Annotated in this window: 14 protein-coding genes; 8 read left to right on the forward strand and 6 right to left on the reverse strand. The window is 72.4% G+C overall.

What is annotated here, in order from left to right:
- Positions 1-57 precede the first annotated feature (57 nt).
- From RM609_RS11610 to RM609_RS11620, 3 genes are read left to right on the forward strand one after another with little or no spacing between them, the layout of a single operon-like run.
- On the forward strand, positions 58-972 hold the full coding sequence (locus RM609_RS11610) for an alpha/beta fold hydrolase (protein WP_311610185.1): 915 nt from the start codon (positions 58-60) through the stop codon (positions 970-972).
- A 58-nt stretch (positions 973-1,030) separates the two neighbouring features.
- The gene (locus RM609_RS11615) at positions 1,031-2,779 is read left to right on the forward strand and encodes an ABC transporter permease (RefSeq protein ID WP_311610187.1); all 1,749 of its coding nucleotides are present in this window, start codon (positions 1,031-1,033) and stop codon (positions 2,777-2,779) included.
- A 34-nt stretch (positions 2,780-2,813) separates the two neighbouring features.
- On the forward strand, positions 2,814-4,154 hold the full coding sequence (locus RM609_RS11620) for an ABC transporter ATP-binding protein (RefSeq protein WP_311610188.1): 1,341 nt from the start codon (positions 2,814-2,816) through the stop codon (positions 4,152-4,154).
- 51 nt (positions 4,155-4,205) lie between these two features.
- Here the strand turns inward: RM609_RS11620 and RM609_RS11625 are convergent, their stop codons facing one another.
- From RM609_RS11625 to RM609_RS11635, 3 genes are all read right to left on the reverse strand, one after another.
- Complete coding sequence (locus RM609_RS11625) at positions 4,206-4,622, reverse strand: ArsR/SmtB family transcription factor (protein ID WP_311610189.1); 417 nt, start codon at positions 4,620-4,622, stop codon at positions 4,206-4,208.
- Positions 4,623-4,647: 25 nt separating this feature from the next.
- Positions 4,648-4,998 (reverse strand): hypothetical protein, encoded by a 351-nt coding sequence (locus tag RM609_RS11630; protein WP_311610190.1) that lies wholly within the window; start codon positions 4,996-4,998, stop codon positions 4,648-4,650.
- A 138-nt stretch (positions 4,999-5,136) separates the two neighbouring features.
- Positions 5,137-6,777, reverse strand: coding sequence for an NRAMP family divalent metal transporter (locus RM609_RS11635; protein ID WP_311610258.1), 1,641 nt, complete (start codon positions 6,775-6,777; stop codon positions 5,137-5,139).
- Positions 6,778-7,524: 747 nt separating this feature from the next.
- On the opposite strand from RM609_RS11635, the gene RM609_RS11640 reads away from it, so the two are divergent.
- Both RM609_RS11640 and RM609_RS11645 read left to right on the forward strand, forming a co-directional pair.
- Positions 7,525-9,165, forward strand: coding sequence for an ABC-F family ATP-binding cassette domain-containing protein (locus tag RM609_RS11640; RefSeq protein WP_311610191.1), 1,641 nt, complete (start codon positions 7,525-7,527; stop codon positions 9,163-9,165).
- 111 nt (positions 9,166-9,276) lie between these two features.
- The gene (locus RM609_RS11645; RefSeq protein WP_311610193.1) at positions 9,277-10,038 is read left to right on the forward strand and encodes a nucleotidyltransferase family protein; all 762 of its coding nucleotides are present in this window, start codon (positions 9,277-9,279) and stop codon (positions 10,036-10,038) included.
- An 11-nt stretch (positions 10,039-10,049) separates the two neighbouring features.
- On the opposite strand, the gene RM609_RS11650 is transcribed toward RM609_RS11645, so the two are convergent.
- Positions 10,050-10,592, reverse strand: coding sequence for a hypothetical protein (locus RM609_RS11650; protein ID WP_311610195.1), 543 nt, complete (start codon positions 10,590-10,592; stop codon positions 10,050-10,052).
- A gap of 248 nt (positions 10,593-10,840) precedes the next feature.
- Here RM609_RS11650 and RM609_RS11655 point away from each other — a divergent pair, with 248 nt between their 5' ends.
- Entirely contained in the window at positions 10,841-11,884 is a 1,044-nt protein-coding gene (locus tag RM609_RS11655; RefSeq protein ID WP_311610197.1) for an SMP-30/gluconolactonase/LRE family protein, read from the forward strand.
- Here the strand turns inward: RM609_RS11655 and RM609_RS11660 are convergent.
- A complete protein-coding gene (locus tag RM609_RS11660) occupies positions 11,868-12,659 on the reverse strand; it encodes a VOC family protein (protein WP_311610198.1) in 792 nt (263 codons plus the stop codon). The genes RM609_RS11655 and RM609_RS11660 overlap by 17 nt on opposite strands.
- Before the next feature lie 264 nt (positions 12,660-12,923).
- Between RM609_RS11660 and RM609_RS11665 the strand changes: the two genes are divergently transcribed.
- Positions 12,924-13,826, forward strand: a complete 903-nt coding sequence (locus tag RM609_RS11665; RefSeq protein WP_311610199.1) for an alpha/beta fold hydrolase — start codon at positions 12,924-12,926, stop codon at positions 13,824-13,826.
- A gap of 13 nt (positions 13,827-13,839) precedes the next feature.
- Here the strand turns inward: RM609_RS11665 and RM609_RS11670 are convergent, their stop codons facing one another.
- Positions 13,840-15,072, reverse strand: a complete 1,233-nt coding sequence (locus tag RM609_RS11670; RefSeq protein WP_311610200.1) for an FAD-dependent monooxygenase — start codon at positions 15,070-15,072, stop codon at positions 13,840-13,842.
- Between the two features lie 179 nt (positions 15,073-15,251).
- On the opposite strand from RM609_RS11670, the gene RM609_RS11675 reads away from it, so the two are divergent.
- Positions 15,252-16,199, forward strand: a complete 948-nt coding sequence (locus tag RM609_RS11675; RefSeq protein ID WP_311610201.1) for a TetR/AcrR family transcriptional regulator C-terminal domain-containing protein — start codon at positions 15,252-15,254, stop codon at positions 16,197-16,199.
- Positions 16,200-16,302 lie beyond the last annotated feature (103 nt).

Below are 16,302 nucleotides of genomic sequence, written 5' to 3' on the forward strand. Positions count from 1 at the left end.
GCCTAAGCTCCCCTTCGGTCGAACGGCTCGCCGGATCCGCTTGTGAGGACGGACAGCATGCAGCGACAGCACAGCCAGGGCACACCCGGTACCGCGCGCACCCGCGACGGCCGCGAACTCTTCTACATGGAGCACCCGGGCCCCGCCGACACCGGCCAGGTGACGGTGGTGTTCGAGGGCGGACTGGCGGCGACCCGCTCGTACTGGGCACTCGTCCAGCGGGAGGTGGCCCGCTCGGCACGCACCGTGGTCTACGACCGGAGCGGCCTCGGCCGCAGCGCCCCCGACCCGTCGGGGACGCGCGACCTGCGACGGCTCACCGACGATCTGGGCGATCTCCTCGACCACCTCGGCCCGGGGCCCTTCGTACTGGTCGGGCACAGCTGGGGCGGTCCGGTCGTCCGCCTCGCCGCCGCGGACCGGCCCGAGCGGATCGCCGGGCTGGTGCTCGTCGACCCCACCGACGAGGCGTGCGAGCTGCTCCTCGACCCGTCCATCCGCAGACTGGAGAAGACCCGCCTGCGGGCGGCCCTGCTGCTGGCGCGCCTCAAGGTGTTCGGGCTCCTCTTCCGTAAGGTCACCGCCGCCCTGCCGCCGGACGCCGCGGCCGACATGCGCGCGGAGGCCTTCGGCGTCGCGGCGGTGCGCGCCATGGGCGCCGAACAGGCGGGCATCGAGGCCGACTTGCGGTACTTGCTGGAGCACCCGCCGGCCCTAGGCGACATCCCGCTCACGGTCATCTCCGCCACGCGGCGCACCCCCGGCATGAGCGCGCGGGCCCGGGCGTCCGTCAACGCCTCCCACGCCCACCGGGCCCGGCAGTCGCCGCGCGGGCGGCACGTCCTCGCCCTGCGGGCCGACCACATGGTCCCGACGGCCGAGCCCGAGGTGATCGCAGCCGAGGTGCGGAGCCTGCTCACCACCCCGGAAACCACCGCCGGGACCGCCCCCGAGGCCGCCCCGGAGCGCTGATCCCGCCACGGCGTGTCCTATCGTCGGACCGCAAACTGCCGTGTTCCGGGGGGCTCCCATGACGATTCCGTCGCGCTCCACCGTGTCGCGGGCGTCGTCGCCCGCCCGCGCGGCGGGCCGGCCGTGGCGGCCGTCCTGGGTGGACGTCGCGGTCGCGGCGGCGGTGCTGGTGGGGATGTACCTCCTGCTGCGCGTCGGCGAGAAGGCCACCGTCTCCTTCGACCCGGCCCACGTGGTGAAGGTGGACACCTCCCCGGCGGAGCTGCCGTACTACGCGGCGCGGAGCCTGCTGCGGATGTTCGCCGCGCTGGCGGTCTCGGTGACCTTCGCCCTGGGCTACGCGTACGCGGCGGCGCACAGCCGGCGGCTGGAGCGGGTGCTGATCCCGGCGCTGGACATCCTCCAGTCCGTGCCGGTGCTGGGCTTCCTGACCGTGGCGGTGGCCGGCTTCGTCTCGCTCTTCCCCGGTTCCACGCCCGCCCTGGAGTGTGCGTCGATCTTCGCCATCTTCACATCGCAGGCGTGGAACATGGCCTTCGGCTTCTACCACTCGCTCATCACCCTCCCCCGTGAACTCGACGAGGTGTCCCGGTCGTTCCGGTTCACCCGCTGGATGCGGTTCTGGAAGGTGGAGCTGCCCGCCGGGGCGATCGGGCTGGTGTGGAACGGGATGATGAGCTTCGGCGGCGGCTGGTTCTTCCTCGTCGCGTCCGAGGCCATCAGCGTCTCCGGCCACAGGCACGCCCTGCCGGGTGTGGGTTCGTTCGCGGGCACGGCCATCGCCGACGGCGACCTGGGCAAGGTCGGCTGGGCGATGGTCACCATGGCCGTCATGGTCGTCGGGGTGAACTTCTTCTTCTGGCGGCCGCTGACCGCGTGGACGGAGCGGTTCAAGAACGAGCAGTCCGAGGCGGCCGACGTCCAGCGGTCGCTGGTGCTGGACTTCGTACGCCGCTCGTCCTGGCCGGCCCTGCTGGGGCGCCTGCTCCGGCCGGTGGCCGAGCTGCTGGGGCGGGCCGGGCGGATCCTCGGCGTCGACGACCGGCCGCTGATGACCGGCCGCCGGCGCGGCGGCGATCCGGTCTTCGCCCTGGTGGCGGGCGGGCTGATCGCCTGGGGGCTGGCCGATCTCCTCGGGTACCTCCGGGACCGCACCGGCCTGGGCGTCTTCGGGGAGCCGTTCCTGCTCGGCCTGGCGACGCTGGCGCGCGTCGTGGTGCTGGTGGCGGTGGCGACGCTCGTCTGGGTGCCCATCGGCGTACGGATCGGCTTCTCGCCGCGGCTGGCCCGGATCGCCCAGCCGGTGGTGCAGGTCCTGGCGAGTTTCCCCGCCAACTTCCTCTTTCCACTGGCGACCTGGTTCTTCCTCAGGACGGGACTGTCACTGAACGTCGGCGGCATGCTGCTGATGGCGCTGGGCGCCCAGTGGTACATCCTGTTCAACACCATCGCCGGGGCGTCCGCCATCCCCACCGATCTGCGCGAGGCCATGGACGACCTGGGCGTCCACGGTTGGCAACGGTGGAGACGCCTGATCATCCCGGGCATCCTCCCCTCCTATGTCACCGGTGGGATCACTGCCTCCGGTGGCGCCTGGAACGCCTCGATCGTCTCCGAGACCGTCACCTTCGGGGGCACCACACTGAGCGCCACCGGGCTGGGTTCCTACATCTCCCGGGCCACGTCGGAGGGCGACTACCCGCATCTGATCGCGGGCATCGCGGTAATGGCCGTGTACGTCGTCGGCCTCAACCGGCTGCTGTGGCGCAGGCTCTACCGCCTCGCCGAGACCCGCTACTCGCTCTGACACCGACGCGTCCCCTTTGAAAAGGAGCCTCGCCATGGCAACCGACGCCGGACCCGCCGACGGCGAGGTGCTGCTCGCCGCCCGGGGGCTGACCAAGTCCTACGCCGGGGCCGACGGCGAGCTGCCCGTCCTGGCCGGCATCGACCTGGAGGTACGGGCCGGGGAGATCGTCGCCCTGCTGGGGCGGTCCGGCTCCGGGAAGTCCACCCTGCTGCGCTGCCTGGCGGGCCTGATACCCGCCAGCTCCGGCACCGTCACCTATCGCGGCAGGCCCCTGGACGGCGCCAACCCCGGCACCGCCATGGTCTTCCAGACCTTCGCGCTGCTGCCCTGGCTCACCGTCCAGCAGAACGTCGAACTCGGCCTGGAAGCCCGTGGGGTGCCCGCCCGCGCCCGGGCGACCGCCGCGCTCCAGGCCATCGACCTCATCGGGCTCGACGGCTTCGAGTCGGCCTACCCCAAGGAGCTGTCGGGCGGTATGCGGCAGCGCGTCGGCTTCGCCCGCGCCCTGGTCGTCGAGCCGGACGTCCTGATGATGGACGAGCCGTTCTCCGCCCTGGACGTGCTCACCGCCGAGAACCTGCGCGGCGAGCTGATGGAGCTGTGGGCCTCGGGCCAGTTCCCCACCCGCGCCGTCGTCCTGGTCACCCACAACATCGAGGAGGCCGTGCTGATGGCCGACCGCGTCGTGGTGCTCGGCTCCCGCCCCGGCTCCCTCAAGGCCGCCTTCGACGTGCCCATGACCCACCCCCGCGACCGGGGCGCGCCCGGGTTCGGGGCCCTCGTCGACGGCGTCTACCGCGTCATGACGGGGCGTGAGAAGGCCACCGCCCCCGCCCTGCTGGGGCGGGCCGGGCGCGAGGCGGACGGGCCCGCGAGACGTACTGTCGCCACCACCCCGCTGCCGAGGGCCGGCGTCGACGGGCTCTCCGGTCTCGCCGGGATCCTGGCCCGGCACGGCGACCGCTGCGACCTCGCCGACCTGGCCGAGGACCTCGGCCTGGAGATAGACGATCTGCTGCCCCTGGTCGACGCCCTGGACCTGCTCGGCTTCGCCGTCGTCCGCGACGGCGACCTGGTGCTCACCCCGGCGGGCCGGGGCTTCGCGGAGGCGGACGTCCAGGAGGCCAAGAGGATCTTCGCCCAAGCCGTTCTGGACACCGCGCCGCTGGTCCGGCTGATCCTGACGAGCCTTCAGCGCGGCGACGGCACGCTGCGCGCCGGTTTCTTCCGCGACCTGCTCGCCCACCACTACACCAGCGAACAGGTCGTCCAGCAGCTCGAGACGGCCACCGACTGGGGCCGTTACGCCGAGCTGTACTCCTATGACGCCGGTCCCGAGCAGTACGCGCTGGACCAGGGCGCCGCCGGCTGAGCGCGTACCCCCGGGGGGCGCGGCCCGCGGCCGGTGCCCGGGCCGCCGTGCTCAGCCGCCCGTCGCCCTCGGCCGCAGGCGGCGCACCGCGCGCTTCGCCAGGGCGGTCTCGCGCGCGGGGGCGGTCTCCGCGGGGGCTGGGCCGCCTTCGGCTCCGGCCTCCGGTCCGGCCTGGGCGACCAGCATCGCGCCCTCCAGCAACGTCCGTACATGGTCACCGGCGACGCGGTAGAAGATGCGCGTGCCCTCACGGCGCGGGACGACCAGGCCCACGGCCCTCAGCCGGGCCAAGTGCTGCGAGACCGCGGCCACGTGAGCGCCCGCCATCTCGGCCAGCTGTCCCACGGAGTGCTCCCGCTGGGCCAGCGCCCACAGCACATGGAAACGCGTCGGGTCGGCCACGGCCTTCAGCACGGCGACCGCCTGCTCGAACGCCGGGCCGGCGTCGGGTGAACCATGCGCGTCCATGCGAGGAGTCTAGGGGCCCTCGTGTTCACCGGCGAGGGGGAAGATCACCGCTTTCGCCCGGGGTGTCGAGGCGCCAGTGGAGGTCGCGCACGCCGGGTTCCCGCGACAGTTGCTCCACCAGGCGTTCCAGGGCGACGAGTGCCGGGTCGCCCTGCGCGAAGGTCAGCCGGACGGCCACGACGACGTCGGCGGTGTCGTCCGGGTCGACGATGTGCAGGCTGCTCAGCCGGGCGCCGGGGCCGGAGAGCCCGAGGACGCACAGGGCGCGGACCTTGCTCTCCACGCGCCGGTCGCACCGGGCGTGGAGGGTGCCGGTGGTCACCGCCGGTCGCGACGGCAGGGGGCGACGGGAGCGGGAACGGGGCAGCAGTCTCATGACGCGCCTTTCGGGCCGATCGCGGTGAACGGGGGCGCCGGACGGCCTCGTTGGCTCGGGGCCGTCCGGGGCGAAGGAGCGGGGCCGGGTCTCCGGGGCGGCGGACGGGGCACGCCGCCCCGGAGACGTGCGCGGGCCTCAGTGACCGAGGGCGAGCTGCGCGATGCGGACGATCACCAGGATCATCGCGGCGAGCAGGTAGACGCGCAGGGCGGTGAGGCCGACCTTGCGGCCGGTGGAGACGATGGGCTCGGGCAGTTCGTCCAGCGGCGGCATCCGCCAGTTCTCCTTGCCCGCGCGGTCGACGGGTCCGGCCAGGGTCCAGCCCTTGCGGCGGCGGCGTGTCTCGGCGTAGCCGAGGGCGAGGATGCCGGCGACGCCGCAGATGCCCATGATGTCGAGGATCGCCCCCGAGGTGATGTCGGGGAAGACGACGGCGGCGGTCAGGATGACGGACAGGGTGACGAGGACGGCGACGACGACGGAGGTGAAGATGTTGGTCGCGCGCCCGTTGACCCAGGGGCCCAGGACGGACTTGTCGTTGCAGAGCAGGAGCAGGAAGACCGAGGCGGAGGGGAGCAGGACGCCGGCGAGGGTCTGGACCCCCTCGGTGAGCAGACCGAGCGGTGAGCCGGGGATGACCACGACGACGGCGGCGGTGAGGATCAGGCCGGCGAAGACCGCGTAGAACCCCTTGGCGCCCCGGATGCCGCGGTGCAGCGAGTGCTTGAGCCCCATGACGTCGCCGATGGCGTAGGCCGTCGACAGGGAGACGGCGCTGGCACCGATGATCGAGGCGTCGAGCAGCGCGACGGCGAAGAGCACGCCCGCCGTCCTGCCCGCGTACTTCTCCAGTCCGTCGGCGACACCGGCGGCGTCGGTGAAGCCGCCGGATCCGGCGTGGCCGGCGAACGCGGCGGCGCAGAAGCCCATCATGGCGGCGGCGCCGATGACGACGATGCCGATGCCGAGCCACAGGTCGGCCTTCTCGTAGCGCATGAAGCGGGGGGTGATGCGCTTGTCGATGACGTACGACTGCTGGAAGAACAGCTGCCAGGGGGCGACGGTGGTGCCGACGATCGCGATGATCAGCAGCATGACGTCGGAGAGCCGGCTGTGGTGCGGCATGCCCGGTACGACGAAGTCGTGGGCCATCTGCCCGGCCGGCGGGTGGACGATGAAGTAGATGGGGATCAGTAGCAGCGAGCCCGCGCACAGGAGGATCGCGGTGCGCTCGAACCGGCGGAACGAGCCGGTCGACGCGGCGGCGACGACGATCACGGCGGCCAGCAGGACGCTCGGCACCTTCGGCAGCCCGAGGTAGCCGACGGCCAGGGTGATGCCGATGAACTCGGTGACGATCGTCAGCGCGTTGAGGAGGAAGAGGTCGATGACGGAGAACGCGCCCCAGAACCTGCCGAACCTCTCCAGGATCAGCCGCGCGTGCCCGACGCCGGTCACCGCGCCCAGGCGCAGCACCATTTCCTGGTTGACGTAGAGGACGGGTATGAGCAGGAGCAGCGTCCACAGCAGGCTGGTGCCGTAGTTCTGCCCGGCCTGGCTGTAGGTGCCGAAGGCGCCGGCGTCGTTGTCGCCGACCATCACGATCAGGCCCGGTCCGATGATCGCGAGGAGCGTCTTCAACTTGGCGGACAGGCCCCGGCGGGATGCCGTGTCGTCGCTTTTGATGGTGCCGAGGGCGCCACGAATGTCGCCCACGTGGGCGTCGTCGAGCACGGCGGTGCGCGGTGCGGGGACGGTCGGTGCGGTGATGCCCATGGTGGTGGTGCCCGTGGTGGTGACAGTGGCGGCGGTGCCTGCGGTGGCGGTGGTCAGATCGGTCATGACAGCCTCCCGGTCCCCCGTCCGGGGGAGATGTGGGGCACGCGGCAGCGATCCTCCCTGCGAGCGGGCAGCACGAGGGCCCGAAGCGGCGGATCGCCGCACGGGTACCGACTGCGAGGCTGTGGCGCTGGCGCGCAGGGAAGGTGGTTACCGCGTACCGGAGGTCAACGAGGACATACGGATGCGGGGCCTACTGTGACCCGGACTGTGGCTACTGCCGTCCATGTCTCTCGCCTCCTCCCGGCCGGGGCGCACGCGGGCGCCGTGACGAACGCGGCAAAGGCGTCTCTCGACGTCGAACCATCGCGAACGTGGAGCAGCATAGCGCGTTACTTGCACGCTTACGCAAGTAATTGACTCAAGCTTGACGCCCCCACGGCGGTGAGCCGCCTCCCGCGTAATTCCGTTGCCGCCTCCACCGGTTCCCCGTATGTTGCTCCTGTTCCTTGTTGCCGCCGATCGGAGTAGGACGTTGCTCGTCTGAGGTCCGGAGACACCGCGCCACGCAGCCGCGCCGCCACAGTGCCGCCGCTGCCCGCGTTCCGTGTGCGACCTCGACGTTTTAGCCGTCCCCCTGCCGGTCCCGGGTTCCCCGCTCGATCCCCCGCCGGCCACGGTCGCCCCCTGGTGTCCCCACGCGTCGCCCCTCACCACCTTTCCCAGCGACCGCCGGAGGCCCGCATGACCGTTTCGTCTTCCTTCATCACCTGCACTTCGCTTTCCTACGCCTGGCCGGACGGCACCGCTGTCTTCGACGACCTCCAGGTCTCCTTCGGCCCCGGCAGGTCCGGGCTCATAGGGCTCAACGGCTCGGGCAAGTCGACGCTGCTGAGGCTGATCGCCGGGGAACTCGCCCCGGCCGAGGGCGCCGTGCGCGTCGCCGGTGACATCGGGTACCTGCCGCAGAACGTCACGCTCGGCACCGCGCTCCGCGTCGACGAGGCCCTCGGCATCGCCGCCACGCGCGCGGCGCTCCACGCCATCGAGGCGGGCGACGCGCGCGAGGAGCACTTCACCACGGTCGGCGACGACTGGGACGTCGAGGAACGCGCTCTCGCGGCGCTCGACGGGCTGGGCCTGGGCCACATCGGCCTGGACCGCACCCTCGGCGAGCTCTCCGGCGGGGAGTCGGTGCTGCTGCGCCTGGCGGCACTGCTGCTGCGCCGCCCCGACGTCCTCCTCCTCGACGAGCCCACCAACAACCTCGACCTGTACGCGCGCCGACGGCTGTACGCCGCCGTCGACGCGTGGCCGGGCGTCATGGTCGTGGTCAGCCACGACCGTGAACTCCTCGACCGCGTCGACCAGATCGCCGATCTACGAGGAGGCGAGGTCACCTGGTACGGGGGCAACTTCTCCGCGTACGAGGAGGCGCTGGCCGCCGAACAGGAGGCGGCCGAGCGGATGGTCCGGGTGGCCGGGGCCGATCTGCGCAAGCAGCGGCGCGAACTGGCCGACGCCCAGGTCAAGCTGGCCCGCCGCAAGCGGTACGGGCAGAAGATGTGGGACTCCAAACGCGAACCCAAGGTCGTCATGGGCGAGCGCAAGCGGCAGGCCCAGGTCGCCGCCGGCAAGCACCGCATCCTCCACGAGGAGAGGCTCGCCCAGGCGAGGGAACGGCTCGACGAGGCGGTGGAGGCCGTGCGCGACGACGACGAGATCCGCGTCGACCTCCCGCACACCGCGGTGCCGCCGGGCCGGTCCGTCCTGACCCTGCGCGACCTCGTCCTTGCGTACGGGGCCCGGGTGGAGGGCGAGTTCGAGCTGCGCGGCCCCGAGCGGATCGCGCTCGTCGGCCGCAACGGCGCGGGCAAGACGACGCTCCTGCGCACCGTCGCGGGAGAGCTGGCCGCGCTCTCGGGCGAGGCCACGGCCCATGTGCCGCTGCGGTTCCTGCCGCAGCGCCTCGACGTGCTCGACGAGGACGCCACCATCGCCGAGAACGTGGCGCGGTTCGCCCCGGAAGCCGGCGACAACAGGATCCGGGCCCGCCTGGCCCGCTTCCTGTTCAAGGGCGACCGGGCCGGACAGCGGGTCGCGACCCTCTCGGGCGGCGAGCGCTTCCGGGCCACCCTGGCGGCCCTGATGCTCGCCGAGCCGGCGCCCCAGCTGCTGCTCCTCGACGAGCCGACCAACAACCTGGACATGGCGAGCGTCCGTCAGCTGACCACGGCCCTCGAGTCGTACGAGGGAGCGCTGATCGTGGCCGGCCACGACATCCCGTTTCTCGAGTCCATCGGCGTGACACGCTGGCTGCGCCTGGACGGCGGGCTCCGGGACACGACGGCGGAGGAGGTGCGCGATGAGACGGCCGGCGCCTGAACGACCGCCGGCGCGAGGCGGTACTCCCCGGTGACCCGGAGGAGCGGCCCGGCACCGGCCGGTGCACCCCACCCGAACAGCCCGTCCTTCACCTCACACGATCGGAGCCCCATGACCGACGACACGTTCCTCGACCACGCCGCCGACCGACTCGCCGCCCTGCCCTCCGTACGTGCCGTCACGCTCGGCGGCTCGCGCGCCCAGGGCACCGAGACCCCGGACAGCGACTGGGACCTGGCCCTGTACTACCGGGGCGCCTTCGACCCGGACGACCTGCGTGCCCTCGCCCGTGCTCTCGGGTGGGACGGCGAGGTGTCCGGCGTCGGCGACTGGGGCGGCGGTGTCTTCAACGGAGGGGCCTGGCTCGCCATCGACGGCCGGCGCGTCGACGTCCACTACCGCGATCTCGACGTGGTGGAACACGAACTCGCCGAGTCACGGCACGGCCGTTTCCACTGGGAGCCGCTGATGTTCCACCTCGCGGGCATCCCCAGCTATCTCGTGGTCGCCGAACTCGCCCTCAACCGCGTGCTGCGCGGTGCCCTGCCCCGGCCCGAGTACCCGGAGGCCCTGCGCGAGGCCGCCCCACGGGTGTGGCGTGGCCGGGCGGCCATGACGCTCCAGTACGCCAGGGCCGCGTACGTCCCGCGCGGGCAGGTCACGGAGGCCGCGGGCGCGGTGTCCACCGCCGCCATGGAAACGGCGCACGCGGTACTGGCGGCGCGCGGCGAGTGGGTCACCAACGAGAAGCGGCTCCTCCAGCGGGCGGGGCTGCGCGGCGTCGACGCGATCGTCGCGGGGCTGCGGCCGGATCCCGGGGCGTTGGCGTCGGCGCTGGCCGAGGCGGAGACGCTGTTCGAGAAGGCCGTCTGAGAGCCGGTGCGTCACAGCACCGCCAGCGTCACCGGCCCACTGATCAGCTCAACCCCTCGGTTTGAGGCGCATTCCAGCGGGCTCAGCGAGAGCTGGGCGCCGGGCGAGAGGACGAAGTGGCCCTTGTACCTGCCTGTGATCACCTTGCCGGGGGCGGGGGCGGGGGCGACGGTCTCGCCCGCCACCGCCAGGGCGTCCGGCATCCGGTAGGCGATTTTGCTGTGCTCGCCGGTGTTCCAGGTGATGTCCTCGACGGCGGGGGCGGCGTTCGACAGGCAACTGACGAGGCCGTCGCCCTCGATGACGGACGTGCCCCACCGCACCGCGGAGTCCGTGCCGGTGCAGCTGTAGCAGGCGGTGGCCCGGACCTGGGTGGGCCTCGCCTCCAGCGTCATGCCCGGGGAGAAGCGGATGGTCTGGGAACCGACGCAGGCGACGAGGGCGCCGCCGCCTCCGCCTCTCCCCTGCGCCGACGCGGGCAGCCCCGCCGGACCCGCCACCAACGCCGCAACCGCCGACGCACACGCCGGCACCCTGCCCCAGAACCGCCCCATGCCCAGCCCCTCCCCAATCGGAACCGCTCGGTCGACACGTCATCGTGCCGTCTGGCGCCCAGTCGGCGGAAGCCGATGCCGAGGCACCCGGCACGGCGAGGGCGTGGGAGGGCGGCGCCCGCGCCCCAGTGGCTGACGGGTCGTCCGTGGCCGGATGCGGATGCCCGGGCCCCGTCGGCGGTGGCCCGTCCGCGCCGCTCTGGGTAGCGTCCCGGCTCACCGGTGCGGAAAGGACGGAAAGGTTCGCCATGCACGAGGGACAGGCCCGGGAAACGACCCGGGGAAAGCCCGCTCTGCGGCCCGTCGTCTGGCGGCCTCCGCGCCGCCCCGCGCGGGCCCGGGCCGGCTACAGCCGTATTCCGCTGCCGCCCGTCCACCGCGTTCCGCTCGACGGTACGGGGCCGGAGGACGTGCGGGTCGACGCCGAGGGGCGGATCCTGACGGGCGTTGCGGACGGGCGGATCCTGTGTCTGGACCCGGCCGGGCACCGTGCGAGCGCGATCGCCGACACGGGCGGGCGGCCGCTGGGCCTGTGCCCGCTGCCGGACGGCCGGCTGCTGGTGTGCGACGCCGAGCGCGGGCTGCTACGGGTGGAGCCCGCCTCCGGTCGCGTCGAGACGCTCCTCCAAGAGGCGGCGGGCCGTCCTCTCGGCGTGTGCAGCAACGCGGTCGTGGCGCCGGACGGCGCCGTGTACGTCACCGACGCCAGCGGCCGCTTCCCGCTGCGCCATTGGATGGGGGATCTGCTGGAGCACTCCGGTACCGGCCGGCTCATCCGGTACGAGCCGGGCGCGGGCACGGCGGAAGTGGTGCTCGACGGGCTTCAGTTCGCCAACGGTGTGGCTCTCGCGCCCGACGGCTCGTTCCTCGTGGTCGCCGAGACCGGTGCCTACCGGCTGACGCGGCTGTGGCTCACCGGCCCCAGGGCGGGCCGGCGCGATGTCTTCGCGGACGGTCTGCCCGGTTTTCCGGACAACCTTTCCACCGGTCCCGGCGGGCTGATCTGGGTGGCCATGGCCGCTCCGCGGCAGCCGGCGCTCGATCTGCTGCACCGTACCCACCCCGCGCTGCGCCGGGCGGCATGGGCGCTGCCGGACGCCCTCCGGCCGGGCCCGGGGGCCACCGCCTGGGCGATCGCCCTGGACTCCGCCGGCCGTCTGGTGCACGACCTGCAACGCCCCGGCAGGGCCTTCCGCATGGTGACCAGTGTGTGCGAGCACGACGGCCGCCTGTATCTGGGCAGTCTGACGGAGCGGGCGGTGGGCGTCGTACCGCTCAGTCGTGGCCGCTGACCACGCAGAACAGGCCGCCCTCCGGGTCGCGCAGCGTGGCCGTACGGCCGAAGTGGGTCGGGCTGGGCTCGCCGATGGCCTGCCCGCCCAGTTTTTCCGCCGTCTCCACCGCGGCGGCGACGTCGGCGACGGAGAAGAACACATGCCATCGGGGCCGCAGCCGGGGATCGACCGTTCCCTCCACGGCTCCGCCGTACAACGTCGCCACCGTCCGGTCGTCGATGTCGAGGATGACGCGGTCCTCCTCCCAGCGCACGGTGTAGGGCGGGGAGGGCCTGCGGTCCCAGTCGAAGACGCCTCCGTAGAACATCGCCGCCTCGAACGCGTCCCGGGTGCGCAGCTCCACCCATACGGCGTTTCCTCCCACGCCGGACGGCCGGAGCCGCCCGGGCTCGGCCTGGCACTCCAGCACGCCGAAGGAGGCCCCGGCCGGATCGGCCGCGAGCGCGAGGCGCCCTTCGTCGGCCGACAGCGGCCCGACGGCGACGGTGCCGCCGCGCTCCTGTACGCGGCTGGCGGCGGCGTCGGCGCTCTCCGTACCGAAGTAGGTGGTCCAGGTGACGGGGAGCTCCCATTCGTGGGCGGTCGCGTTGATGCCGGCGACCACCGTCTCCCCAGCCAGCGCTTGGGCGTACGAGCCCCGCCGGCCGGGCACGGCCTGGAACCGCCAGCCCAACAGCGGCCCGTAGAAGTCCTTCGCCCCGTCCAGGTCCCGCGTGGCCAGGCCCACCCATGAGGGAACGCCCGGCAGACACACGCATCTCGTGCCGGTCATGCCCGTCCGGCCCCGGCCTTCGCCCTGCCCATGATCGCCACCTCCTGGGGGCGCCCTTGTCCCTCCAGCTCACTCCCCGTCCGCGGCATCCGCAACCGGGACCCTTATCCCGGAAGACCGCCGACGGAAATCCCCTCCCCGAATTCTGCCTATAACTTTCCTTCACTATTGTCCATTTTGCAAAAATTCCACCCGTTCGTATTTTCAGTCGCCTTAAATGCAGGTATGTTCATGTCCCCAGTCGACCGAGGAGACGTTGCGGCTGTGAGTGAAGAGAAAGCTCTGAATGTCGGCCCGTCAGCCATCGAAGTGGCCTACGAGCGCTTCGGCGACCCCAAGGCACCGCTCGTGCTGCTGGTGATGGGCGGTGGGGCACAAATGATCCACTGGCCGGAGGGATTCTGCGCCGAACTCGTCGACCGTGATGTGCAAGTGGTCCGGTTCGACAATCGGGACTCGGGCCGGTCGTCGCATTTCCATGGCGCGCCGGCGCCGGACATCCAGGCCGCGATGGCCGGGGATTACTCGTCGGCCTCCTACACCCTGTCGGACATGGCGGCCGACGCCGTCGGGCTGCTCGACGTCCTCGGATTCGACAGCGCCCATGTCGTCGGCGCGTCCCTGGGCGGCATGATCGCCCAGATGATCGCCGTCGAGCACCCGGACCGGATCCGTTCGCTGACCTCGATGATGTCCACCACCGGCGACCGGGCCGTGGGCCAGCCGGACTTCGCGGTGCTGGGCGGGCTGGGGGCGCCGCCGGAGGACCGTCAGTCCTTCATCGGCTGGCAGGTCCGGGCCATGAGGGCGATCGGGTCCCCCGGGTACAAACCCGACGACGCCGGGGTGGCCGAACGGGCCGGGCGCGCCTACGACCGGGGCCACGACCGCGTGGGCATGCTGCGCCAGGCCATCGCCGTCCTGGCCTCCGGGGACCGCACCGAGCGTCTGCGGTCGCTCCGGCTCCCCACCCTGGTGATCCACGGCGCGGAGGACGTCATGTGCGACGTCAGCGGCGGGAAGGCCACCGCCGCGGCCGTCCCCGGCGCCACGCTGGAGATCTTCGACGGCCTGGGCCACAACTTCCCCCGTGAATTGTGGCCGGTCATCGCCACCCTGATCGCCGAGCTCGTCCACCGCGTCGAGGCGTCCCCGCCCGGCGACTGACCCGTCGGCCGCCCTACCCCCTGTCGCCGGCACCGCCGCCGGCGCCGGCGAGGCGGCCGTACTCGGGCAGGGCGATGTCCCCGGCCTTGGCGAACTGCGCGGCCAGCAGGTTCTTCATCGGCCAGTGGTTCATCGCGCGCATCGAGAGGTTCCGCAGCGCGATGGCCAGGGCGCTGGAGGGCGCGTACCCCGAGGCGCCGCCGGGAGGCAGCTCCTGGGCCTGGCTGACGTACGGGCGCATGACCTCGTCGTACTTCCGGAAGGCGATCCGGTGGTCGCCGTCGGCGGAGGCGAGTTCACCCGCCAGCACATAGGCGCCGACCAGGGCCAGGCTGGTGCCCAGGCCCGTCAGCGGCGTCGCGCAGTAGCCGGCATCCCCGACGAGTACCGCCCGGCCCCGGGACCAGTGGTCGAGATGGACCTGGCCCATGGAGTCGAGGAAGAAGTCGGGCGCGGTGCGCATCGCCTTCAGCAGCCGCGGCACCTCCCATCCGGCGCCGGCGAAACGCCGGGCCATCAGGTCCTGTTGCGCGGAGACGTCACGCCGGTCGTAGGTGAGGGGTTCCGACCGGAAGCTGAGGCCCGCCTTGATCTCACCGGGGAGCCGGCCCGGACGGGCCGAGGCGACGAGCCCGCCGGGCTCGTTGTACATCAGCATCCAGCCGTCGAGCCCCAGGTCCTCGGTGATCGTGAACCAGGCGGTGTGGACGTTCAACGGCCGGACACAGTCCCGCTCCGGCCCGAAGGCCAGGGCCCGGACGGCGGAGTGCAGTCCGTCCGCACCGACGACCAGCCCGAACCGGCGCGGAGCGGCCCTCTCGAAGGTGACGGTGACCCCGTCGTCGTCCTCGTCGAGCGCGGTGACGGTGTCGTCGAAGAGGTACTCGGCCTCCGGCACGGTGGCGTCGTACAGCAGACGGGCGAGGTCACCGCGCAGGATCTCGATCTCGGAGATGATCCCCTCACCGCCGAAACTGTCCGCCGGCATCCGGGCCGCGATACGGCCGGACCCGTTGACGAACGCCAATCCGCGCTGGTCGACGCTGAGCGCCCGCGCCCGGTCCATCAGGCCCATCCGTGTGATGACGGTGCGGCCCGCGCCCCGCAGGTCCACGGTCTGGCCGCCCGGGCGGGGTTCCGGCGCGCGCTCGACGACGGTGACGGCGAAGCCCGCCGCGCGAAGCCAGTACGCCAGGGCGGTGCCGCCGATACCGGCACCGGAGATGAGTATGTCGGTGTTCCGCATGGCGCCGAATGTACGACGTACGCACTGCACTACGCAAGGGTCAATTACCCATCCGATCAGGCACTTTACCCACCTTGCGCACTAGTGCTCCGGCGGCTCGGGCGCACTCCCGGGGCGCTGCGCGGGCGCGAGGGCTAGGATGACGCGCGTCATGGTGCACTAGTGCGGAGGTAGGAACGGTGAACGGGCAGGCAGCGCCCCGCTACACCCGGATCGTCGCCGAACTGCGGCAGCGGATCGAGTCGGGCGAGCTGGCACCGGGCGACCGGGTGCCCTCGACCCGTGAGATCACCCGCCAGTGGGGGGTCGCGATGGCGACCGCGACCAAGGTGCTCACCGAGCTCCGCCACCAGGGCCTGGTCCGCGCCGTCCCGGGCGTCGGAACGGTCGTCGAGCCCGGCGTACGGCCCGAGCGGCCGGAGCACCCGGAACGACCGGTGCCCGCGCGGCGCAGGAGTACCGCGGACCAGGCGCTCACGCTCGAGCGAATCGTCGAGGTAGCCGTCGCGGTGGCCGACGTCGAAGGGCTGGCGGCCGCCTCGATGCGGCGGGTCGCCGCCGAGCTCGAGGTGGCGACCATGTCGCTGTACCGGCACGTGGCCGACAAGGACGCCCTGTTGCTGGAGATGATGGACGCGGCGTTCCGCCGGTGGCCGCTCCCCGAGAACCCCTCGGAGGGCTGGCGGGAGCGGCTGGAGCTCGTCGCCCGGACGCTCTGGGGGATGTTCCGCCGCCACCCCTGGCTCGCGCCGGCGCTCTCGTTCACCCGGCCGCAGATGGTCGCCGGCGCGCTGCCGTTCAGCGAGTGGACGCTCGCGGCCCTGGACGGGCGTGGTCTCGATCCCTCGACCGCGTTCACCGCCCATCTCACGCTGTTCAACTATGTGCGCGGCACCGCCGTCAACATCGAGACGGAAGCGGAAGCGGAAGCACTCAGCGGCCTGGACAGCGAGGAGTGGATGGCCAGTCAGGAGCCCGCGCTCCACGCGATCCTGGCCACCGACCGGTTCCCGAGACTCAGACACCTCGCCACGACCGGGTACGACTTCGACCTCGACGCCCTGTTCGAGTTCGGCCTGCAGCGCCTCCTCGACGGCCTGGCCGTGCTCTTCGGCGAGGCGACCTGACCCACCGCGCCTCGCCGCACCCAGGTACCCGTACGGGTGAGGTGGGGTGTGCACGGACCGGTTCCCGGAAACGGTGCCAGTGTCCATGCCCGCGTCCAGGTTC

It is taken from the genome of Streptomyces hesseae (assembly GCF_031845785.1).
GTDB classification, from domain to species: domain Bacteria; phylum Actinomycetota; class Actinomycetes; order Streptomycetales; family Streptomycetaceae; genus Streptomyces; species Streptomyces hesseae.

Coding starts and splice junctions, on each gene's coding strand:
- RM609_RS11610 (WP_311610185.1), top strand. CDS start 58: ATGCAGCGACAGCACAGCCAGGGCACACCCGGTACCGCGCGCACCCGC.
- RM609_RS11615 (WP_311610187.1), top strand. CDS start 1,031: ATGACGATTCCGTCGCGCTCCACCGTGTCGCGGGCGTCGTCGCCCGCC.
- RM609_RS11620 (WP_311610188.1), top strand. CDS start 2,814: ATGGCAACCGACGCCGGACCCGCCGACGGCGAGGTGCTGCTCGCCGCC.
- RM609_RS11625 (WP_311610189.1), bottom strand. CDS start 4,622: ATGGACGCGCATGGTTCACCCGACGCCGGCCCGGCGTTCGAGCAGGCG.
- RM609_RS11630 (WP_311610190.1), bottom strand. CDS start 4,998: ATGAGACTGCTGCCCCGTTCCCGCTCCCGTCGCCCCCTGCCGTCGCGA.
- RM609_RS11635 (WP_311610258.1), bottom strand. CDS start 6,777: ATGGGCATCACCGCACCGACCGTCCCCGCACCGCGCACCGCCGTGCTC.
- RM609_RS11640 (WP_311610191.1), top strand. CDS start 7,525: ATGACCGTTTCGTCTTCCTTCATCACCTGCACTTCGCTTTCCTACGCC.
- RM609_RS11645 (WP_311610193.1), top strand. CDS start 9,277: ATGACCGACGACACGTTCCTCGACCACGCCGCCGACCGACTCGCCGCC.
- RM609_RS11650 (WP_311610195.1), bottom strand. CDS start 10,592: ATGGGGCGGTTCTGGGGCAGGGTGCCGGCGTGTGCGTCGGCGGTTGCG.
- RM609_RS11655 (WP_311610197.1), top strand. CDS start 10,841: ATGCACGAGGGACAGGCCCGGGAAACGACCCGGGGAAAGCCCGCTCTG.
- RM609_RS11660 (WP_311610198.1), bottom strand. CDS start 12,659: ATGACCGGCACGAGATGCGTGTGTCTGCCGGGCGTTCCCTCATGGGTG.
- RM609_RS11670 (WP_311610200.1), bottom strand. CDS start 15,072: ATGCGGAACACCGACATACTCATCTCCGGTGCCGGTATCGGCGGCACC.